18 protein-coding genes are annotated in these 17,582 nt (G+C 63.8%); all 18 read left to right on the top strand.

Features of this window, described 5'->3' with window-relative positions; all coding sequences use genetic code 11:
- The 18 genes from HPQ62_RS01250 (at position 1) to HPQ62_RS01165 (ending at position 17,580) form a co-directional block, all read left to right on the top strand.
- Entirely contained in the window at positions 1–585 is a 585-nt protein-coding gene (locus HPQ62_RS01250) for a DUF3486 family protein (protein ID WP_174800693.1), read from the top strand.
- Positions 582–2,201, top strand: coding sequence for a hypothetical protein (locus HPQ62_RS01245; RefSeq protein WP_174800692.1), 1,620 nt, complete (start codon positions 582–584; stop codon positions 2,199–2,201). The genes HPQ62_RS01250 and HPQ62_RS01245 overlap by 4 nt, the downstream gene beginning before the upstream one ends.
- Position 2,202: 1 nt before the next feature.
- Positions 2,203–3,681 carry a DUF935 domain-containing protein gene (locus HPQ62_RS01240; protein WP_174800691.1) on the top strand — a complete coding sequence of 493 codons (1,479 nt, stop codon included), beginning with the start codon at positions 2,203–2,205 and terminating at the stop codon, positions 3,679–3,681.
- Entirely contained in the window at positions 3,674–4,912 is a 1,239-nt protein-coding gene (locus HPQ62_RS01235; protein WP_174800690.1) for a PBECR2 nuclease fold domain-containing protein, read from the top strand. The genes HPQ62_RS01240 and HPQ62_RS01235 overlap by 8 nt, the downstream gene beginning before the upstream one ends.
- A 211-nt stretch (positions 4,913–5,123) precedes the next feature.
- On the top strand, positions 5,124–5,627 hold the full coding sequence (locus tag HPQ62_RS01230) for a phage virion morphogenesis protein (protein ID WP_174800689.1): 504 nt from the start codon (positions 5,124–5,126) through the stop codon (positions 5,625–5,627).
- A gap of 236 nt (positions 5,628–5,863) precedes the next feature.
- Positions 5,864–6,970: a peptidase gene (locus HPQ62_RS01225; protein WP_174800688.1), complete on the top strand. Its 1,107-nt coding sequence runs from the start codon at positions 5,864–5,866 to the stop codon at positions 6,968–6,970.
- Positions 6,971–6,980: 10 nt separating this feature from the next.
- On the top strand, positions 6,981–7,361 hold the full coding sequence (locus HPQ62_RS01220) for a hypothetical protein (protein ID WP_174800687.1): 381 nt from the start codon (positions 6,981–6,983) through the stop codon (positions 7,359–7,361).
- 24 nt (positions 7,362–7,385) lie between these two features.
- A complete protein-coding gene (locus HPQ62_RS01215; protein WP_174800686.1) occupies positions 7,386–8,318 on the top strand; it encodes a major capsid protein in 933 nt (310 codons plus the stop codon).
- Positions 8,319–8,384: 66 nt separating this feature from the next.
- Positions 8,385–8,870, top strand: coding sequence for a hypothetical protein (locus HPQ62_RS01210; protein WP_174800685.1), 486 nt, complete (start codon positions 8,385–8,387; stop codon positions 8,868–8,870).
- A 2-nt stretch (positions 8,871–8,872) separates the two neighbouring features.
- Positions 8,873–9,298, top strand: a complete 426-nt coding sequence (locus HPQ62_RS01205) for a gp436 family protein (protein ID WP_174800684.1) — start codon at positions 8,873–8,875, stop codon at positions 9,296–9,298.
- Positions 9,295–9,720, top strand: a complete 426-nt coding sequence (locus HPQ62_RS01200) for a phage tail terminator protein (protein WP_174800683.1) — start codon at positions 9,295–9,297, stop codon at positions 9,718–9,720. Before HPQ62_RS01205 ends, HPQ62_RS01200 begins: the two co-directional genes overlap by 4 nt.
- Complete coding sequence (locus HPQ62_RS01195) at positions 9,717–9,860, top strand: hypothetical protein (protein ID WP_174800682.1); 144 nt, start codon at positions 9,717–9,719, stop codon at positions 9,858–9,860. Before HPQ62_RS01200 ends, HPQ62_RS01195 begins: the two co-directional genes overlap by 4 nt.
- Before the next feature lie 2 nt (positions 9,861–9,862).
- The gene (locus HPQ62_RS01190; RefSeq protein ID WP_174800681.1) at positions 9,863–10,792 is read left to right on the top strand and encodes a phage tail tube protein; all 930 of its coding nucleotides are present in this window, start codon (positions 9,863–9,865) and stop codon (positions 10,790–10,792) included.
- 60 nt (positions 10,793–10,852) lie between these two features.
- Positions 10,853–11,227, top strand: coding sequence for a hypothetical protein (locus HPQ62_RS01185; RefSeq protein WP_174800680.1), 375 nt, complete (start codon positions 10,853–10,855; stop codon positions 11,225–11,227).
- A gap of 53 nt (positions 11,228–11,280) precedes the next feature.
- Entirely contained in the window at positions 11,281–11,592 is a 312-nt protein-coding gene (locus tag HPQ62_RS01180; RefSeq protein WP_206678026.1) for a DUF1799 domain-containing protein, read from the top strand.
- The gene (locus HPQ62_RS01175; protein ID WP_174800679.1) at positions 11,592–16,316 is read left to right on the top strand and encodes a phage tail length tape measure family protein; all 4,725 of its coding nucleotides are present in this window, start codon (positions 11,592–11,594) and stop codon (positions 16,314–16,316) included. The genes HPQ62_RS01180 and HPQ62_RS01175 overlap by 1 nt, the downstream gene beginning before the upstream one ends.
- Positions 16,316–16,954: a hypothetical protein gene (locus tag HPQ62_RS01170; protein WP_174800678.1), complete on the top strand. Its 639-nt coding sequence runs from the start codon at positions 16,316–16,318 to the stop codon at positions 16,952–16,954. The genes HPQ62_RS01175 and HPQ62_RS01170 overlap by 1 nt, the downstream gene beginning before the upstream one ends.
- Positions 16,951–17,580 (top strand): hypothetical protein, encoded by a 630-nt coding sequence (locus HPQ62_RS01165; RefSeq protein ID WP_174800677.1) that lies wholly within the window; start codon positions 16,951–16,953, stop codon positions 17,578–17,580. Before HPQ62_RS01170 ends, HPQ62_RS01165 begins: the two co-directional genes overlap by 4 nt.
- Positions 17,581–17,582 lie beyond the last annotated feature (2 nt).

Genomic DNA, 17,582 nt, shown 5'->3' with positions numbered 1-17,582 from the left:
ATGGCAAAGCGCGGACGCGGAAGGCTTTCGAACATCGACCTTCTGCCCAAAGAGTGTGATGATATCGTCGCCTGGGCGGCGCAGGAGCTTGGAAAACGCAAGCGCACCCAGACCGAGATTTACCCGGAGTTTCGCGACAAGCTGCTCGCGATCCAGGGCGAATATGGCGTCGCCTTCGACATTCCCTCGTTTACCGCCTTCAATCGCTATTCGGTCAACCTTGCGCGGATGACGAAGCGGATCGAGGAGACGCGCGAAATCGCCGCCACGATCGCCCAGCGCATCGACGCCGAAGCCTCCGACGAGCTGACGTTGATTACCGCCGAAGCGATCAAGACGCTGATCTATGAGCTCTTACAGGCGACCGAAGACGGCGGGCTTGATCCCAAAGGTGCGATGCAGCTTGCCAACGCGCTTCGATCGGCCGTCCAGGCGCAAAGCGTTTCATCCGCGCGTCGTCAGAAGGTCGAGGCGGACTTCGCCGACAAGGCGAAGAAGGCGGTCCAGACGGTGGCGAAGGCGCGCGGGCTATCCGATGATGCCGCAGGCGAAATCCTCGACAAACTTCTGGGCGTCAGCACATGAGCGGCCCGATCTCCGAAAAGGACTGGGCGCTCGCCCGGCGGCAATCGACCGATGCGGTGCTCGAAAGGATCGAGCGCCGCAAGGCTTTGCTGCCCTATCAGGCGCGCACGGTCTCGCTGCTTGAAGGCGCATGCCCGGTGCTCTTCGTCGAGAAGTCGCGGCGCATTGGCCTCACCTGGGCCTGCGCGGCCTATGCCGTTCTCCGCGCCGCCCGGTCCCGCGAGGCCGGCGGCATGGACTTCATGTACATCTCATACAGCCAGGAGATGACGCGGGAATTCATCGACGCGGCGGCCATGTGGGCGCGGGCCTTCTCCTCGGCCGCAATGGAGATGGAGGAATTCCTCTTCGACGACAGCGACAAGGAGGGCGAGCGAGCGATCCAGGCCTTCCGCATCAAGTTCGCTTCCGGCTTCGAGATCGTCGGGCTGTCTTCGGCGCCACGCACGCTGCGCGGCAAGCAGGGCGTGGTGATGATCGACGAGGCGGCCTTCGTCGACAGTCTAGAGCAGCTCCTCAAGGCGGCGCTTGCCTTCCTAATGTGGGGCGGCCAGGTGATCGTCTGCTCGACCCATGACGGCTTCGAGAACCATTTCAACGAGCAGGTTCAGGATATCCTTGCCGGCAAGTCCAGCTATCAGCATCTTCGGATCGATTTCGACGATGCGCTGCGCGACGGGCTTTACGAGCGCATTTGCCTCGTCACCGGCAAGGCATGGTCGCCGGAGGCCGAAGCCGCCTGGCGCGCCTCGATCATCAAGTTCTACGGCAGCGGCGCGGACGAGGAACTGTTTTGCATTCCCTCGCTGTCTTCGGGCGCCTATCTGTCGCGGGCGCTGATCGTCTCGCGAATGAAGGACGATATCCCGGTCATCCGCTGGCATCCGCCACAGGGTTTCGTGGACTGGCCGAAGGAGCTCCGCGAGGCCGAGGTCGAGGCCTTTTGCAACGAAGAGCTCCTGCCGCATCTTGCGAAACTCGACAGGCACTACCGCTCCTGCTTCGGGCAGGACTTCGGGCGCACCGCCGACCTTTCCGTCATCCATCCGCTGCAGGTCCGGCCCGACCTGTCGCTCGCCACGCCCTTCATCCTCGAATTGCGCGATGTGCCCTACACCTCGCAGTTCCAGATCGTCTGTTTCATCAAGGCGCATCTGCCGCGCTTCTTCCACGCCGCGTTCGACGCCACCGGTAACGGTGCGGCGCTGGCGGAGCTGGCGCGACAGGAGTTCGGCGCGGTCTACGTCTCGGAGATCAAGCTCTCGGAGGTCTGGTACATGGTCAACATGCCCAAGCTGAAAGCCGCCTTCGATGACGGGCTGATCGAGCTACCGAAGGATGACGACATCCTCAACGACTACCGGGCGCTGAAGATGCAGCGCGGCATCGCCAAGGTGCCGGTCGATTTCCACAATATGGGCGCCGACGGTTTCGAGCGGCATGGCGACGCGGCGCCAGCCGGCGCGCTCGCGGTCTTCGCCAGCGAGCAGGACAGTGGCGAGATAGGCGCTGGCACGACGGGCGAGCGGCCAAGTGCCGAGCCCGTGAATGAGTTCGGCAAGGGCTTCAATCTCGCCGAGCGCTTCACCGATCTCCTCCGCTTCACGAGGTTCTGACATGGCTAAACCCGAACGCTTCGAGATCGCCACCGCCGCCAGCGATCCGTTCATTCCGTCGTTTCAGGGCGTGCTGCAGCCGATGGACGAGGTGCTGGCCGCGCGCGGCGGCGCAAGCGCACTGAAGCTTTATGACGAAATCAGGCGTGACCCGCATGCCCATGCGGTGCTCGCCAAGCTCAAGCTTGAAGTCGTCTCGCGCGAATGGGCGGTGTTCCCGGCATCGGAGACTTCCAAGGACAAGGAGATCGCAGACGCCGTCGAGGCGCAGTTGAAGGCAATCAACTTCGACCGCCTGACGCGCGGACTGCTTGGCGCGATCCTGAAGGGCTTTGCCGTAGCCGAGATCATCTGGATCAAGGAGAACAGCCTTTGGAAGGCCGAGGCCGTGAAGGTCAAGAAGCAGCGGCGGTTCCGCTTCACGGTGGAGGGCGAGCTCAGGATGCTGACGCGCTCCAGCACCATGGACGGCGAGCCGGTGCCCGATGGCAAGTTCATCGTCCATCGCCACTCGATCGACGATGACGACGACGATCCTTACGGCGTCGGCATCGGCTCGGTGCTGTTCTGGCCGGCATGGTTCAAGCGTCAGGTGCTGGCGCACTGGCTGCGCGGCACCGAAAAGCACGCAACGCCAACCACGCTCGCGCAATATAGCGGCGGCTTCGACCAGGCGAAACAGGACCAGCTCCTCAACGCGCTCCGCCGGATGGCGGGCGATACCGGGCTTGCGGTTCCGGACACTGTGAATGTCAGCCTGCTTGAGGCAAAGAGCGCCGGCGGCGGGGATGTCTTCGAAGCCCTGTCGCGTTACCTGGACGAGTTGATGAGCGAGGCAGTGCTCGGCGAGACGCTTTCAACCAATTCCGGCGAGCGCGGCGCGCGATCGCTCGGCGAGATCCACAACGAGGTCCGCATCGCGATCGCCAAGGCCGCAGCCGATCTCGTCTGCGAGACGGTGCGCGATACGCTGGTGCGCTGGTTTGTCGAGTTCAACTGGCCGGGTGCTGCCATCCCCGAAGTCTGGCGGGATTTCTCGGAGGCCGAGGACCTCAACGAAAAGGTCGAGCGCGACAAGAAAATCTATGAGATGGGCTATGAGCCTGAGGACGAGGAGTATTTCAACGAGACCTATGGCGGCGCATGGGTGAAGCGGAAGGCGCCGGAGCCGGCGGTCACTTCTCCCGGAAAGCAACTGCCGAAAGCTGAAGAAGGGACCGATTTCGCCGAGCATTCGCACCCGCCCGATGCTGCAAGCGAGATCGCCGATCAGATGGAGGCGCTTGGCGATCCGGTGATCGCGGCGATGATCGCGGAGATCCGCAACCAGGCAAACGCGGCAACCGACTTCGACGATCTGTCGCTGCGACTTGCCCGGCTTTCGGCCGAGATGGATATCGACGGTTTCGCGGAGCTGATGGAACAGGGCATGACGCTTGCCCGGCTCGAAGGCCACGACAGCGTGGGCTCCGATGGCTGATCAAATCCCGTTCAAGGAAGCGATCGACTTTCTCACGGGCAAGGTGAACCTGCCGACGCGCCGCCATGACGACCTGAAGCACGCCGCTCATGTCCGGGCGTTCTCCGTTGCTGGTGTGACGCGCGACGACATGCTGGCCGATTTCAGGGCGGCAATCGAGAAGGCGCGCTCTGCAGGTACCGGCCTCAAGGAATTCCGCAAGGACTTCGATGCGATCGTCGACCGGACGGGCTGGCGCTATAACTCGCACGGCAAGACCGAAGAGGAACGCCGCGCCTGGCGCGCCCGGATCATCTACACGACCAATATGCGCACGTCCTACATGGCCGGGCGCTACAAGCAGCTCAACGATCCCGATGTCCTGAAATACCGGCCCTACTGGAAATACGTCCATTCTGGCGCGCTCCATCCCCGCAAGCTCCATCTCTCCTGGAACGGGCTTGTGCTGGCGGCAACCGATCCCGCCTGGCGGATCATGTTCCCTCCCAATGGCTGGGGCTGCGGCTGCGACATCGAGGCGCTGTCTGCACGGCAGTTGAAGGCGCTCGGCAAGGATGGTCCCGATGAAGCGCCGGACCTTCGCGCCTATGAGGACACGGACCCGCGCACCGGCGAACCCGAAACCCGCTATCCGGGGATCGATCGCGGCTGGGCCTATAATGTCGGCGAGGAATGGCTGAACGGCGTCGTGCCACCGGAGCTGCACAAGCCGCTCGAACCTTATGACAAGGATATAGCGCCGGCCACTGACCTTCCGGCCTTGCCTGAGCCGGCTAAGGCGCGCGCCGAAGACCTGATGGCAACCGGGCTTAAGGCTGAGGCCTATGTCGAAGCCTTTTTGAAGGCGTTTCAAATCGACGACGAAGGAGGCTATTTTCGCGACAAGAGCGGCGGCGTCATCACCATCGGACGTACGATGTTTGAACAGCGCAACGCCCAGGGCGAAGTCCTCGGTTTGAAGGCCAACAAGCGCGGTCGAGGCGCTTATACGCTCCTCCTTGCTGAGGCCATCAAGGAACCGGACGAAATCTGGGTGGATTGGGCAGCGGTAAGAAGCGGCATCGTGCTGCGCCGGGCTTATCTGAAGCGGGTAATACTTCCGGATGGCCGATCTCTTCTGGCGCGCTTCGAATGGACATCGAAAGGCTGGACGGCCGTGACTGGCTTCGACACGACCGACGCCTATCTCTCGCAATTCAGGAAAGGGGCGATGCTCTATCGCAGGAAATAGAGGGCGGCCACTCCGGCCCGGCCGCCCTGGCGGCGCGCTTTACGGATCGTGGCCGGAACAGCCAGACGCGCTCGCGAATGGAAATGCAGTCAAAGCCAAGGAAACTTCAAACGCGCCGTTACGGGCGGCGCGTTCGGCGTCCGGCCTACGGAGGGCTCCCGAAAGCCTCGTCCGGACATGAGTATCATACCGCAGGAGGCACAGTTTTCAAATGGCTGCAGCGACACTGACGATCCGCGACGAGGATATCGACGCCGGGCTTACGCGGCTTTACGAGGCGGCCGAGACGATCACGCCGGCGCTGAAGAATATCGGCGAGCATGAAGCCGGCGTCTCGCGCCGGCGCTTTGTTGATGAGGAGGACCCGGACGGCAAGGCGTGGAAGCCGCTCAATCCGCTCTACCGAAAGACCAAGAAAGGCTCGGGCATCCTCAGAGGCGAAAGCCGGTCGCTGTCGCAGATCATCTGGCAACTGGTCGATGATCATTCGGTCGAGGTCGGATCGAACGAGATCTATGCCCGCATCCACAACGAGGGCGGCGTGATACGAGCGAAGAATGCGCCGGCGCTCGTCTTCTCGATGGGCGGCAAGACGATCAAGGTCAAATCGGTCACCATGCCGAAACGTCAGTTTCTCGGCCTCAACGAAAAGGACCGCGCCGAGATCCTCGCCATCATCGAAGACCATTTCGAGCCGTTTGCCAGCGTCGATTAGAAACCCTCATATTTGCCTCAGGACGCGCGAGGTCACCCCTGCCCGCTTAGTCATCCGTAAAAATCGCTGAAGCGCGTCCAGCGGCTTTGAAAGTACTTCGAATTTGATCCGGCAAATGATTGTCACAGGCGATTTGCCGGTTTAAGACTGAAAGCGGCCCTTGAACCCCGATCCGGGCTCTCTCGCAAGGCGCTTGTGAATGTTTCGCCTGACGGCCCGCTGGCATTGTCGGCGGCATGAAAACATTCGAAATCTTCCGCACCGGCACCCATACCACATCGAAGGGCGAAACGCTCTCCTTCGGTGACGCCGATCTCGGCGCGATCGCTTCCGGCTATGATCCGGACGCCCATCTCGCCCCGATCGTCGTCGGGCATCCGAAACAGGATGCGCCGGCCTATGGCTGGATCAAAAGCCTGAAGGTTGACGGCGACCGGCTGGTGGCCGAACCCGACCAGCTCAACCCCGATTTCGCGGAGCTCGTGCGCACCGGCGCTTTCAAGAAGGTTTCAGCCGCGTTTTATGCGCCTTCAAGCGCGGGCAATCCGACTCCCGGCCGCTATCACCTGCGCCATGTCGGCTTCCTCGGCGCCCAGCCGCCGGCCGTCAAAGGCCTGAAGCCGGTCGAGTTCGACGATGGCGACGCGGTGGTGATCGAGTTCGCCGACAGCGACCTCGTATTCCGCAATGCCTGGGCGCTCGAAAACCTCTCCAAGCTGTTTCGCGGCCTGCGCGACTATTTCATCGAAACGACCGATGCCGAGACGGCCGACAAGTTCCTGCCCGACTGGACGATCGACGATCTCGCCCGCGCTGCAGCCGATATGCGCGCCGAAGAGCGAGCGCGGAGCGAACAGCCTGCCTTTTCTGAAACCACCACCGAGGACGTACCCATGGACAAGACAGCAGAGGAGCGCCAGGCCGCGCTCGATGCGCGCGAGGCCGAGCTTTCCAATCGCGAGACTGCCTTTGCGGAAACCCAGCGCAAGCGCCGGGCCGAAGACGATGCCGCCTTCGTGAGCGGCGTCGTGCAGGAAGGACGGCTGCCGATCGGCTTGCAGGCGGCGGCCACCGCGCTCTTCTCCGAGCTCGGCGAAGACGACCTCACCTTTTCCGACGGTGACGAGACGGTCGAGACCTCGCCGCGCGCTGCCTTCCGCGACCTTCTCGCAAAGCTTCCGAAGCCGCTGATGACCGGCGAGTTTGCCACCGGCGACGGCCCAGACTTCTCGGACCCGGTCTATGTCGCAAGCGCCATCGAAACCGAAATGGCCAGGGCGGCGGAAAAGGGAGAGGTCCTTTCCCCGGCTCAGGCCGCCATGCGCCTTACGGCGCGCAAGTGAGGATTTTCCAATGACCCGCATCGTCAAGAGCTTCATTGCGGCAGGCGCCATCGGCCACCGCCGCCTTGCAAAATTCACCGCCAATGATGGCGAGGTGGCGCTTGCCACATCGCCCGACGATCCGATTGCGGGCGTCATCGACTTTCCTTCCGGTGCCACCGCCGGCCAGCGCATCGATGTCGTTCTGTTCGGCCCGGCCGAGGTCGTCTGCGGCGGCGACATCCTGCCCGGCGATCCGATCACCGCCGATGCCAACGGCGCGGCGATCAAGGCAGCGCCCGGCGCGGGCGAGAATGTCGCGCTTGGCGGCTTCCTGCTTTCCGGCGCGGAAAGCGGCGATTTCGCCCGCGCCATCGTTCAACGCGGCACGCTGACTGGCGTCGCGGCCTAACCCAAACCTTACCAGGAGCAATCAATGTCCGGTCAGCCCTTCCCCGTCGATCCCGTTCTTGTCGGGATCGTCCAGGCCTACAAGAACGGCGCACTTATCGCCGACCAGGTGCTTCCCCGCCTCAACCCCATTCTGCCGCGCGAGCAGTTCAAGTGGTGGTACTTCGACTTCGGGCAGTTCATCACGCTGCATGACACCAAGGTCGGTCGCAAATCCTCGCCGAACGAGGTCGAATTCGAGGCCGACGAAAAGGAAGACCGCACCGAGGATTATGGTCTCGACGATGTCGTGCCGGTCGCCGACAGCGCCAATGCGCCGGCAGGCTACGATCCGCGTGCCTTTGCAGCCCAGCGCCTGATCGACCTCGTGCTGCTCGACCGCGAGGTCCGGGTCGCAAACAGGGTCTTCAATCCCGCCCTCTACGGCGACGACAACAAGGAAACGCTTGGCCCCACCGACAAATGGTCGAGCCCGGACGCCAAGCCCATCATTGCCTTCGCTGAAGCTGCCGACAGCATGGTCATGCGCCCGAACAACGCGGTGATGGGGCGTGGCGCGTGGACCGCGCTTCGCACCAACCAGAGCGTCCTCAGAGCGCTGACGCCCTCCGGCGCTGCCGACGGTTACGCCAACAAGCGCGCGGTTGCCGACCTTCTCGAGCTCGACGACATCATCATCGGCGAAGGCTGGGTCAACATCGCCAAGCCCGGCCAGCAGGTTCAGCGCCGGCGCTGCTGGGGCAATCACTGCACGCTGTTCCACAAGGCAGGCCTTGCCGACAGCGTTTCGGCAACGCCCACCTTCGGCTGGACGGCACAGTTCGGCACCCGCGTCTCCGGCTCGATCGCCGAACCGAAGATCGGCCTGCGCGGCTCCGACCGTGTCCGCTCCGGCGAGAGCGTGAAGGAAGTCATCTCCGCGCCGGACCTTGGCTACTTCTTCGAAGACGTCGCCTGAGGGCAGAACCCGCACGCCCGGCGAAGAACGCCGGACGACAGCAATCCGAACAATCAGGAGGCCATGATGGCAGGACGGAAAAAGGCAGAGAAGCCTGAGGAAGACGTAGCGGCGGCAATCAACGCCGCTTCGGGTTCGAGTGATGATGCGAGCAATTACGGGGGCGATGCTTCGACCGACCCGCAAAGTGTCGGGAGCGAGGGTTCGAAGACGGACACCGCAACGCCTGCCGTTGCGCAGGATGCGCAGGCATCGGTAACGGACGGTGATAAGAAGGCGACCGAGAAGCCGGAAGAAACAACGCCGCCTGCGGGCAAGCCCAGCACAGGTTTGAGCACCGCCCAGGCAGACGCGTTCCTCGAAACCGTGCTTGGCACAACGCCCAGGCCGAACCTGCGCCGTTTCGTGGTGCTGAAGCCGGTTCGCTTCAAAGGCAAGCGCATCCCGCGCGCCGGCCGGGTGACAATCACCCGCGCCGGCCATGACGAGCTTGCTGGCCTCGGCGCGGTTTCGCCCGCCTGGGATCACGGCGTGCCGGTCAAGGCGGAGTAAGCATGGCCTACGCGACCCTTGACGATCTGATCGAACGCGCCGGCGAGGACGAGATCCTGATGGTGGCCGATCGCGACGGCGATGGGGTCGCCGATCCTGAGGTGGTCGCCAAGGCGCTCGCCGATGCGGAGAGCGCGATCAACGGCTACCTCGCCGTGCGCTACCGCCTGCCGCTTGCCTCGGTTCCCGCCCAGGTGAACGGCTGGGCGGTCTCGATCGCCCGCTATCACCTTCACCGCGATGGCGCGCCCGATCATGTGGTGCGCGACTGGAAGGCGGCGAACGCCGATCTCGAAAAGGTCTCGTCGGGCCGTATCCGCTTGCCGCTTCCGTCCGGAGACGATCCCGCGACCTCGCCGTCCGGCGATGTCGGGATCACCGGTCCGGAGCCGGTATTCTCGAAGGACCGTCTGGGAGGCTGGCTGTGATCGCCGAGATCGTTGCCCGGCTGAAGGAAGCGGCGCCCGATCTCGCCGGCGTGCTGCCGGCCGAGGATATCGAGATCTTGAGCAAGGCAACCGCACCGAAGAGTGGCACGGCCTTCGTGCTTCCCTTTCGCGAGCGCGCCGAGCCGAACCAGCGCGCGACCGGCGGGCACCTGCAGATAGTGGCGGTCCAGTTCCTGGTCGCTTTCGTGATCCGCCAATACGACACGCGCGGCGGCAAGCGGGCGCTCGCCTTCGACGATCTTAAACACGCAATCGAGCAGGCGCTTGCCGGCTGGATGCCGCCTTCCGCCGAGGAGCCGCTGGAGCTTGTCGGCGGACAGGCAACGGCACTCGGCAATGGCGCGAGCATCTATGTCCAGACCTGGCAGACAAGCCGGTTTCTTGAAGGGAGAACCCCGTGAAACGACCGACCCGAGGCGGATGCTACGTCCGCGATCCGAAGACCGGAAAACTGACCCCGGCCGAAGCGCCTGAAGCCACCACCGAACCGGAAGCCGCTCTTGAGGCTCCGGCCCAGACGACGAAGAACAAGGGAGCCTGACAATGGCCGTTCGCCGCTACAAGAAAATGGCTGCGCTGGTGAAGATCGAGGCCACCTATGGCGCCGACGCAGCACCAGCCGCTGCCAATGCCATGGTGTTTTCGAACGTCACCTTCACGCCGCTTGAAGGCCAGGAGGTCAGCCGCGACCTGATCCTGCCCTATCTCGGCAACCAGGGCATGATCATCACCGGGCAATACGCAACGCTGCAGTTCGACATCGAGATCGCCGGATCTGGCGCTGCCGGCACCGCCCCGAAATACGACACGATCCTGCGCGCCTGCGGGCTTGCCCAGACCGTGACCGCCGGAACCTCGGTCGAATACGAGATCATCGAGGACGGCGAAGAGTCCGCCTCGATCTATTTCATCTCGGACAAGGTCAAGCACGTCCTGCTTGGGGCGCGCGGAACCCTGCAGATGAACTTCACGCCGTCGCAGATCCCGCACTTCACCGTCACCCTGACAGGTCTGATCGGCACGATCGCGGACATCGGCGCTATGCCGGCCGCTTCGCAGGCCGGCTGGATCACGCCGCTTGCGGTCTCCAAGGCCAATACCACCATGTCGCTGCACGGCTGGTCCTCAGTCGCCGAAAGCCTTGCGATCGATCTCGGCAACACGGTCACGCCGCGCTTCCTGATCGGCGCCGAGCTGGTGGCGATCTCTGATCGGTCATCGACCGGCACGGCAGTGGTCGAGGCGAAGGGCCTTGCCGAGATCAACTGGTTCGACGCCGCCAAGAACCGCACGCGCGGCGCGCTGTCGCTCGTCCACGGCAAGACCGCCGGCAACATCGTCGAGATCGCGGCACCCGCCGTGGAGATCGGCAAGATCACGCAGGGCCAGACCAACAACATCGTCAACTATTCGCTGCCGCTCGGCCTCTGCCCGGTCGCAGGCCTCGACGAGCTGAAGATCACCATCCGCTAAAGCCGCTTCAAAGGGTCTTCAAAGGCCCTTTGAAGCCTCCGTGAAACGAGGAAACGCACCATGAAATTCGTCCTGCTCGACTGCAATCGCTACTGGTGGCCGGTCAAGGTCCGCATGCCCGACACCGAAAATCCAGGCAAGTTCGTCACTTATGAACTCGAAATCCAGTTCGAGGCTGAAAGCCAGGACAGGGCAATGGAGCGGCTTGAGGCGGCAGCGAAGCTGACGTCGCCGCGCGAGCGCATGGAGCATGAACGCAAGCACCTCTTCGAGGTCTGCAAGGACTGGCGCGGCGTCGAGGATGAGGACGGCCACACATGGACCTTCTCGCCGGACAATTTCCGGCGCGCGATCAATCAGAGCTGGTTCCGACAGGCAATCTATACGGCCTACGCCGAAAGCCTGAACGGCGAAGAAGCCCGCCTGGGAAACTGAAGGCTGCTGCCCGCGCCTGGGCTCTGGCGCGGGTCGGCAAATCGGACACCCGCATGCCTGTCACGGTCGATGACGAAACGGCGGCGGATTTTCAGGAAATGGGCGTTACCGTCGAGGTCGCGCGCGACGCAGTCAAGGCCGAGGCAATCGAGATCATGGCATCAAATCGCGACAGCATGCTGGGCTTTCTGGCCGTCGAGACGCAGTGGCGTGTCGCAGCCGGCATGGCCGGCCTGATCTGGCTCGGCCTCGATTACAGCGCCGTTGACGTCACGATGCGTCGCCAGGCGCTGCCCGACGCGGTGTTCGCCGATCTGCAGACAATGGAAGCCGCAGCGCTTGCCGTCCTCAATGGAGACGCATGATGGCAAAGCCGATGAAAGCCTCCATACTTCTGACCGCCGACGCGTCCTCGGCGAAGCGCGAACTGCGCGAGACGCGCGACGACTTCTCGGTGACCGGAAAGGCTGCCGTCGCCTTCGGCGGTGATGCGGCACGCGGCTTTACCATCATGTCGGGCGCTGCCGGCGACGCGTCGTCGGCCCTGCAGAATGTGATCGCGGCTTCCACCGGCCTCGGCCGCGCGAGCGCCGGCCTGACCGCCGCCAATACCTCGCTTGCCGCCTTCGGCATGAAGCTCGACGATATCCGGGCAAGCTACAGCCCGCTCTTTGCAGCCGAGCGCACCCATACCGTCGAGATCGAGCGGATCGATGAGGCCTACCGGCGCGGCGCGATCTCAATCGACGAATGGGTGGCCGCCACGGCACGCGAAGAGACGGCGAACCGCAACGCGGTGAACGCGATCCGCCAGCGTCAGGCGGCATATGATCACTTCGTCGATACCAGCTTCAGGGAGCAGACCGACGCGCTACTCGGCGTGACTGGCGAACGCGCCCGATCGTCAGACGACATCGCTGCCTATGCTGCAAAGCTTGATGCGCTTCAGGCCCAGTTCGATCCGCTCTTTGCCGCACAGCAGCGCTACCTGCAGGCGATCGAAAGGATCGACGAGGCAGAACGCGCCGGCGTCATCACCGCAAGCCGGGCGATTGATATCAGGCTCAAGGAGCGCAATGCACTCGACGCCGTTTCCGCTGCTGCCGACCGATCGGCCCTTGCACGGAAGAGAGCCACCGAAGCCCTCGTCGGCAGCGTCACGATCGTTCCCGATCGCGGCGCCGATATCGCGGCCTTCGGCGCCGAGCTCGATCGGCAGCGCGCGAAGTACAATCCGCTGTTTGCCGCCATCACCCGCTACCGGCAGGAGATTGCGGAGATCCGCGAGGCGCAGCTTCTTGGCGCGATCTCGACCGACGAAATGACCGCGGCGATCAGCCGCCAGCGCCAGGCAACGCTTTCGACGATCGACGCGATCAAGGGGCGAAACCCGCTCGGCCGCGAAGGCCTCAACGACAATGGCGCGCGCTTTCGCAGGCAGAACCTCACCTATCAGCTCTTCGATATCGGTCAAACGGCAGCCATGGGCATGAACCCGGCTATGATCTTTGCCCAGCAGGGACCGCAGATCGTCCAGCTCTATGCCGGTCAGGGCGGCGTCAACATGGCGCTGAAGGATTTCGGGTCGATCCTTGGCGGACTGACGCGGCTGATCAATCCGGTCACGCTTGGCATTGGCGGGCTGACCGCTGCGGTCGGGATCGGCGCTGTGGCCTACGGCTCCTATCTGTCCTCAACCAAGGCGGTCGAGACGGCTGCAAGCGGGCTCGGGCGGGCGGTCGCAGGCACGGCGTCGGAGATGGAAGCCTCGGCGCGCGCCGGAGCCGCTGCCGCCGGCATCTCGGTCGGCGCTGCCCGCTCCATGGAGGCCGCGTTTTTGAGGACCGGCACGGTCGGCTCGGAGAACTTCGAGGGGCTGATCGGGATCAGCCGCGACTTTGCAGCGACGATCGGCGCATCGGCGTCAGAGGCGGGCGACGCGCTTGCGGAGATGTTTTCAGATCCAGCCAAGGCGGCTGACACGCTGTCACGCCAGTATAATCTGATCGATGCGGCCACGGCGCGCCAGGTGCGCAACCTTGCCGCCCAGAACCGGCTGGTCGAAGCGCAGGCGCTGATCCTCGACAGCCTGCCGGGCAAGCTCGCCAATGCCGAACAGTCCACGACCGCGCTTGGCCGGGCCTTCGCTGCGATGCGCACGGACGTCAGCAATGCCTTCGGCTTTGTCGGCGGCGTGATTTCACGCGGGATCGACGGGCTCCCTCCGGAAGCCGAGCTCGAACGGCTGAAGCAGCAGCAGCGCGATCTTTATGCAGAGCTTGCAAAACCGGGAACGGGGCTGCTCGGCGACAACATCCAGAAGATGCTCGACCGCCCTGTCTACGCCGAGATCGCGGAAGTCGAGGAACGGATTGGTCAGCTCCAGTCGCTTCTGAATGCCCAGGAGGAGAAGTCGAGCGAGGCGCAGGCGCGCCAGCGGGTCACCGCCGCCTCGACGGTCGCCGACGCGTCGCCGGCGCTTTCGACGATCAACCAGATCGAAGCCTATCGCAATCAAATCGCGGCACTTCGCAGCGGCATTGGCAGCCTGACGGCTGCCGATATCGATGCCGGCGAAGGCGACCGGCTCAACAAGGCGCTGGAAGCCAAGGAGCGCGCGCTCGACGGGCTTCTCACCAAGCAGCAACGGCTCGGCGAACTCGACCAGCTCGATATCCGCATCGCCAATGAGAAGAACCCGCTTCTGCGCGCCGAGATCGAAGCGCGCCGCAAGCGGATCGAGCTGCAGGGTCAGGAAATCAGCCAGGCCGAGACGGAAGCAGAGGTCGCTCGCACCTATGCCCGCGTCATTGAGAGCACGATCGCCGGCGGCCAAGCCCAGATCAGCCAGATCAACACCGAGACCGAGATCCGTGCCGGGCTCAATGCCGAGGTCGCGGCCGGCACTGTTTCAGCGTCAGAGGCAAACCGTATCCTTCAGGAGGAACTCCAGCTCCGCCCGTTGATCGCCGCTGCGGCCGAAGCCGAGGGCGCTGAAAAGCAGAGGCTCGAGGCGATCGTCAACGGACTGCGGGAGGCCTATGCCGCGGCGGCGGCCGAGGCGCGCAAGGCGGCCAACGCGCAGGCGCTGCTTTCGGGCGACCAGGAGCTTGCCCGGCTTGACCGCCAGATCGGCCTGATCGGCGCAAGCGAAGCGGTACGCCGGCGTGAACTCGCCGTGCTGCAGGAACAGCAGAAGCTGCAGCAGGAAGGCTATGGTCCGGACGATGCGGAATATGCCGCGCGTATCGAGCAGGCGCGCAAGATCGCCGATGCCGAGACCGCTTTAAGCCAGGCGGAAGGCAATCGCGACGCAATCCGCACGCGGCAGGAGCGCATCGCAGGCCTCAAGGCAGAACTTGAGCTGACCGGCGCGACATCGGCGGAGCGTAGGCGCGCGATCGCCGTGCTTGAAGAACAGCAGCAGCTCACCCGCGAAGGGATCGCGCTTGATAGTGAAGTCGCACAGTCGAGGCTGGCGTTGGCAGCCGCAGAAGCAGAGATCGCAAGCGCCGTCGAACGCGCCGAGGCAAGCCGAGACCGCGCGCTCAGCCGCGCCGAAAGTCTTGAACAGCTCCGCGCCGAAGTGGCGCTACTCGGTGCAAGCGAAAGCGTCCGGAGGCGAGAACTTGCAGTGCTCGAAGAGATGCAGGCCATGCGGCGCGAAGGCGTCGTACTTGGCAGCGAAGAGGCGCGCCAGCGCGTTGAAAACGTCCGCATTCTCGCCGACGAGACCAGCGCGCTGGAACGCATGCGCGATGTTTGGGGCGAAGTCCGCTCGGTCGGCGAGAGCGCACTAGATGCGGTTCTCAGCTTTGACGATCTGAGGAAAGGCGATTTCGGCTCGATCCTCGGCAATGTGACATCTTCTCTCGGTCAAAGCCTGATGGATCTGACGCTCAACAACCCGGCGAAAAATGCGCTGCTCGGCACCAATTACGGCACGCTTGCCGACATCATGAACCGGCCCGCAGGCGGACTCATGTCGGCTTTTTCCGGTCAGAACATCGGCGCGATGAATGTCCAGGCGGCGACCGTGATCGTCAATGGCGGGAGCGCCTCCGGCATGGCCGGGCTTGGCGGATTGTTCGCAGGCGCCTCCAATGACAACAAGCCGATGTCCCTCTACCGCGATGCGATCGCGGCAATCGAGAGCGGCGGGCGATATGGCGCGCTCGGTCCGGTCACCGCGTCGGGCGATCGCGCCTATGGACGCTATCAGGTGATGGGCGCCAATGTCGGGCCATGGACCGAGCAGACCCTCGGATACGCCATGTCGCCATCGGCCTTTCTGTCCAGCCCGAAAGCGCAGGACGCCGTGTTCGATAAGATCTTCGGCGGCTACCTGTCGCGTTATGGCAATGCCAATGATGCGGCGAGCACATGGTTCACCGGCCGGCCGCTTGCAACAGGTGGTTCGGCGGCCGACATTCTGGGAACGACGGGCACAAGCTATGTCCAGAAGTTCAACACCGCGCTTTCGCAGCTGACGGATACGACCGGACTTGCCACCGATGGACTCGGCACGCTTGGAAACGGCCTCAATCAATTCGGCGGTCTGCTCTCTTCATACCAGCCTTCGGGCGGAACGGGCGGCGGCCTGTTCTCCTCACTCACCTCGCTATTCGGCGGCGGTCAGAAATCACAGCTGCAGATCGCCCAGAGCAACGTCGCTGCCGGTATCTGGGCCGGGCTTTACGATGGTGGCGGCTATACCGGTCCGGGCGGCGTTCATGAACCAGCCGGCGTCGTCCACAAGGGCGAGGTCGTCTGGTCACAGCTAGACATTGCCCGCGCCGGCGGCGTCCAGGTCGTCGAGGCCATGCGGCTTGGTAGGCGCGGCTATGCATCGGGTGGCGTTGTCGAAAGCCTTCCGTTTTCCATGCCCGCACGCAACGACAACGCCGGACCGTCAGCGCGCCCTTCGATCGCAATCAGCATCTCGCTCGAAGGTGCTCAGGGTGACCGCGCGATCGAGGACAAGGCCCGCCAGTCCGCTTATGCAGGCATGAAGCAGGCGCTTGAGGAATATGATGCGCACTTCAACGACAAGGTTGCAGCAGCCGTCGACCGGCCGAGGTGGCGCTGATGATCCACTCGCTTGCCGCCATTTTCGACCGGTTGCCGATCGCGGGCTTCGCGATCGACATCAAGCGCAATGATGAATTGTCCGGTCAGGGCTCTGGCGCGGTGATCGGCGCCGAACTCGCGCCGCCACTCTGGTCCGCGATCATCACGCTGGGTGACGGGCGCAACAACGAACTGAAACAGGCAGCCGCCTTGATCCGCTCGCTTGGCGGCGTGCGCGATGCCTTCATGGTCGCAGATCCGACATCGCTCTGGCCGCAGGCAGATTTCAGGGGCGCCGCGCTTGCCGGCAAAACCATCAAGCTCAGAACGATCGGCGCCAATCACGCAGTTGCGCTGCTCTACGGCTTTCCGGCCGGCTACACCATGACACTCGGCGACAAGATCCAGTTCACCGGTGGCGGCCGGATTTCCTATCACGAGGTTCGCACTTCCGTTTCGGCCACCGCCGGCGGCGCGCTCGATCTTCCGGTCTATCCGATGCTGCCCTTCTCGCTCACCACCAACGCCGTCGTCACCCTGATCCGCCCTGCCTTTCCGGCAATCGTCGTTCCAGCCGGCCACAAGCCAGGCGAGGCCTCGTCGGCGATCACGCGCGGCGCGCGGATCGAGATCATCGAGAAAAGGAAGGCGTCATGATCTATGCCAGCAGCGCGATCATATCGGCCCTCGAAAACGCGGCCGACGACGGGCTTTCAGAGCGCAAGCTCGTCTATGTTCACGCGCGCGATCGGCAGACCGGTGTCGTCACCGGCCTCGGGGTCTGGTCGGGCGACGAGGACCTTGCGATCACCGTCGTCTCCGGACTGACCGGCAATGACGAGACCCGCGGCTATTACGGCGGCGGCACGCTGATCGATGTCGGCAACATCGTCTGCGCCACCGATATGACGATCCGCCCTTTGACGATCCGCCTTTCGCAGATCGCCGATATTGCCCAGGCGCTGCTCAGGACGCTCGATATCCGACTTGCCCGCGTCGAAGTCCATACGCTCTACCTCGATCCCGCCACCGGGGCGATGATCGGCTCACTGCTCGATTTCGTCGGCGAGGTCGACAAGGCGCCGCTGACAACGCCGGCAGCCGGCGAAGATGGCGCGATCGCGCTTACCTGCGTGCCCGACCTGATGTCGATGCTGACCAGGATCAATCCGCGCAAGAGCTCCTACGAGGATCAGAAGGCCCATGCGGCAGGCGACGAGTGGTCGCTCTACGCCTCGACCGCTGGCGACTGGACAATCTGGTGGGGACAGAAGGGAGAATGACG

Source organism: Martelella limonii, assembly GCF_013344475.1.
In the GTDB taxonomy this organism is placed as follows: domain Bacteria; phylum Pseudomonadota; class Alphaproteobacteria; order Rhizobiales; family Rhizobiaceae; genus Martelella; species Martelella limonii.
The sequence above is the reverse complement of the archived record's forward strand: the minus strand, read 5'-3'. Positions and strand labels throughout refer to the sequence as shown.

Excerpts from the sequence above, each read along its gene's own strand:
- HPQ62_RS01235 (WP_174800690.1), top strand. The coding sequence starts at position 3,674 with ATGGCTGATCAAATCCCGTTCAAGGAAGCGATCGACTTTCTCACGGGC.
- HPQ62_RS01190 (WP_174800681.1), top strand. The coding sequence starts at position 9,863 with ATGGCCGTTCGCCGCTACAAGAAAATGGCTGCGCTGGTGAAGATCGAG.
- HPQ62_RS01215 (WP_174800686.1), top strand. The coding sequence starts at position 7,386 with ATGTCCGGTCAGCCCTTCCCCGTCGATCCCGTTCTTGTCGGGATCGTC.
- HPQ62_RS01250 (WP_174800693.1), top strand. The coding sequence starts at position 1 with ATGGCAAAGCGCGGACGCGGAAGGCTTTCGAACATCGACCTTCTGCCC.
- HPQ62_RS01245 (WP_174800692.1), top strand. The coding sequence starts at position 582 with ATGAGCGGCCCGATCTCCGAAAAGGACTGGGCGCTCGCCCGGCGGCAA.
- HPQ62_RS01180 (WP_206678026.1), top strand. The coding sequence starts at position 11,281 with ATGCCTGTCACGGTCGATGACGAAACGGCGGCGGATTTTCAGGAAATG.
- HPQ62_RS01170 (WP_174800678.1), top strand. The coding sequence starts at position 16,316 with ATGATCCACTCGCTTGCCGCCATTTTCGACCGGTTGCCGATCGCGGGC.
- HPQ62_RS01205 (WP_174800684.1), top strand. The coding sequence starts at position 8,873 with ATGGCCTACGCGACCCTTGACGATCTGATCGAACGCGCCGGCGAGGAC.
- HPQ62_RS01165 (WP_174800677.1), top strand. The coding sequence starts at position 16,951 with ATGATCTATGCCAGCAGCGCGATCATATCGGCCCTCGAAAACGCGGCC.
- HPQ62_RS01185 (WP_174800680.1), top strand. The coding sequence starts at position 10,853 with ATGAAATTCGTCCTGCTCGACTGCAATCGCTACTGGTGGCCGGTCAAG.
- HPQ62_RS01230 (WP_174800689.1), top strand. The coding sequence starts at position 5,124 with ATGGCTGCAGCGACACTGACGATCCGCGACGAGGATATCGACGCCGGG.
- HPQ62_RS01220 (WP_174800687.1), top strand. The coding sequence starts at position 6,981 with ATGACCCGCATCGTCAAGAGCTTCATTGCGGCAGGCGCCATCGGCCAC.
- HPQ62_RS01175 (WP_174800679.1), top strand. The coding sequence starts at position 11,592 with ATGGCAAAGCCGATGAAAGCCTCCATACTTCTGACCGCCGACGCGTCC.
- HPQ62_RS01240 (WP_174800691.1), top strand. The coding sequence starts at position 2,203 with ATGGCTAAACCCGAACGCTTCGAGATCGCCACCGCCGCCAGCGATCCG.
- HPQ62_RS01225 (WP_174800688.1), top strand. The coding sequence starts at position 5,864 with ATGAAAACATTCGAAATCTTCCGCACCGGCACCCATACCACATCGAAG.
- HPQ62_RS01210 (WP_174800685.1), top strand. The coding sequence starts at position 8,385 with ATGGCAGGACGGAAAAAGGCAGAGAAGCCTGAGGAAGACGTAGCGGCG.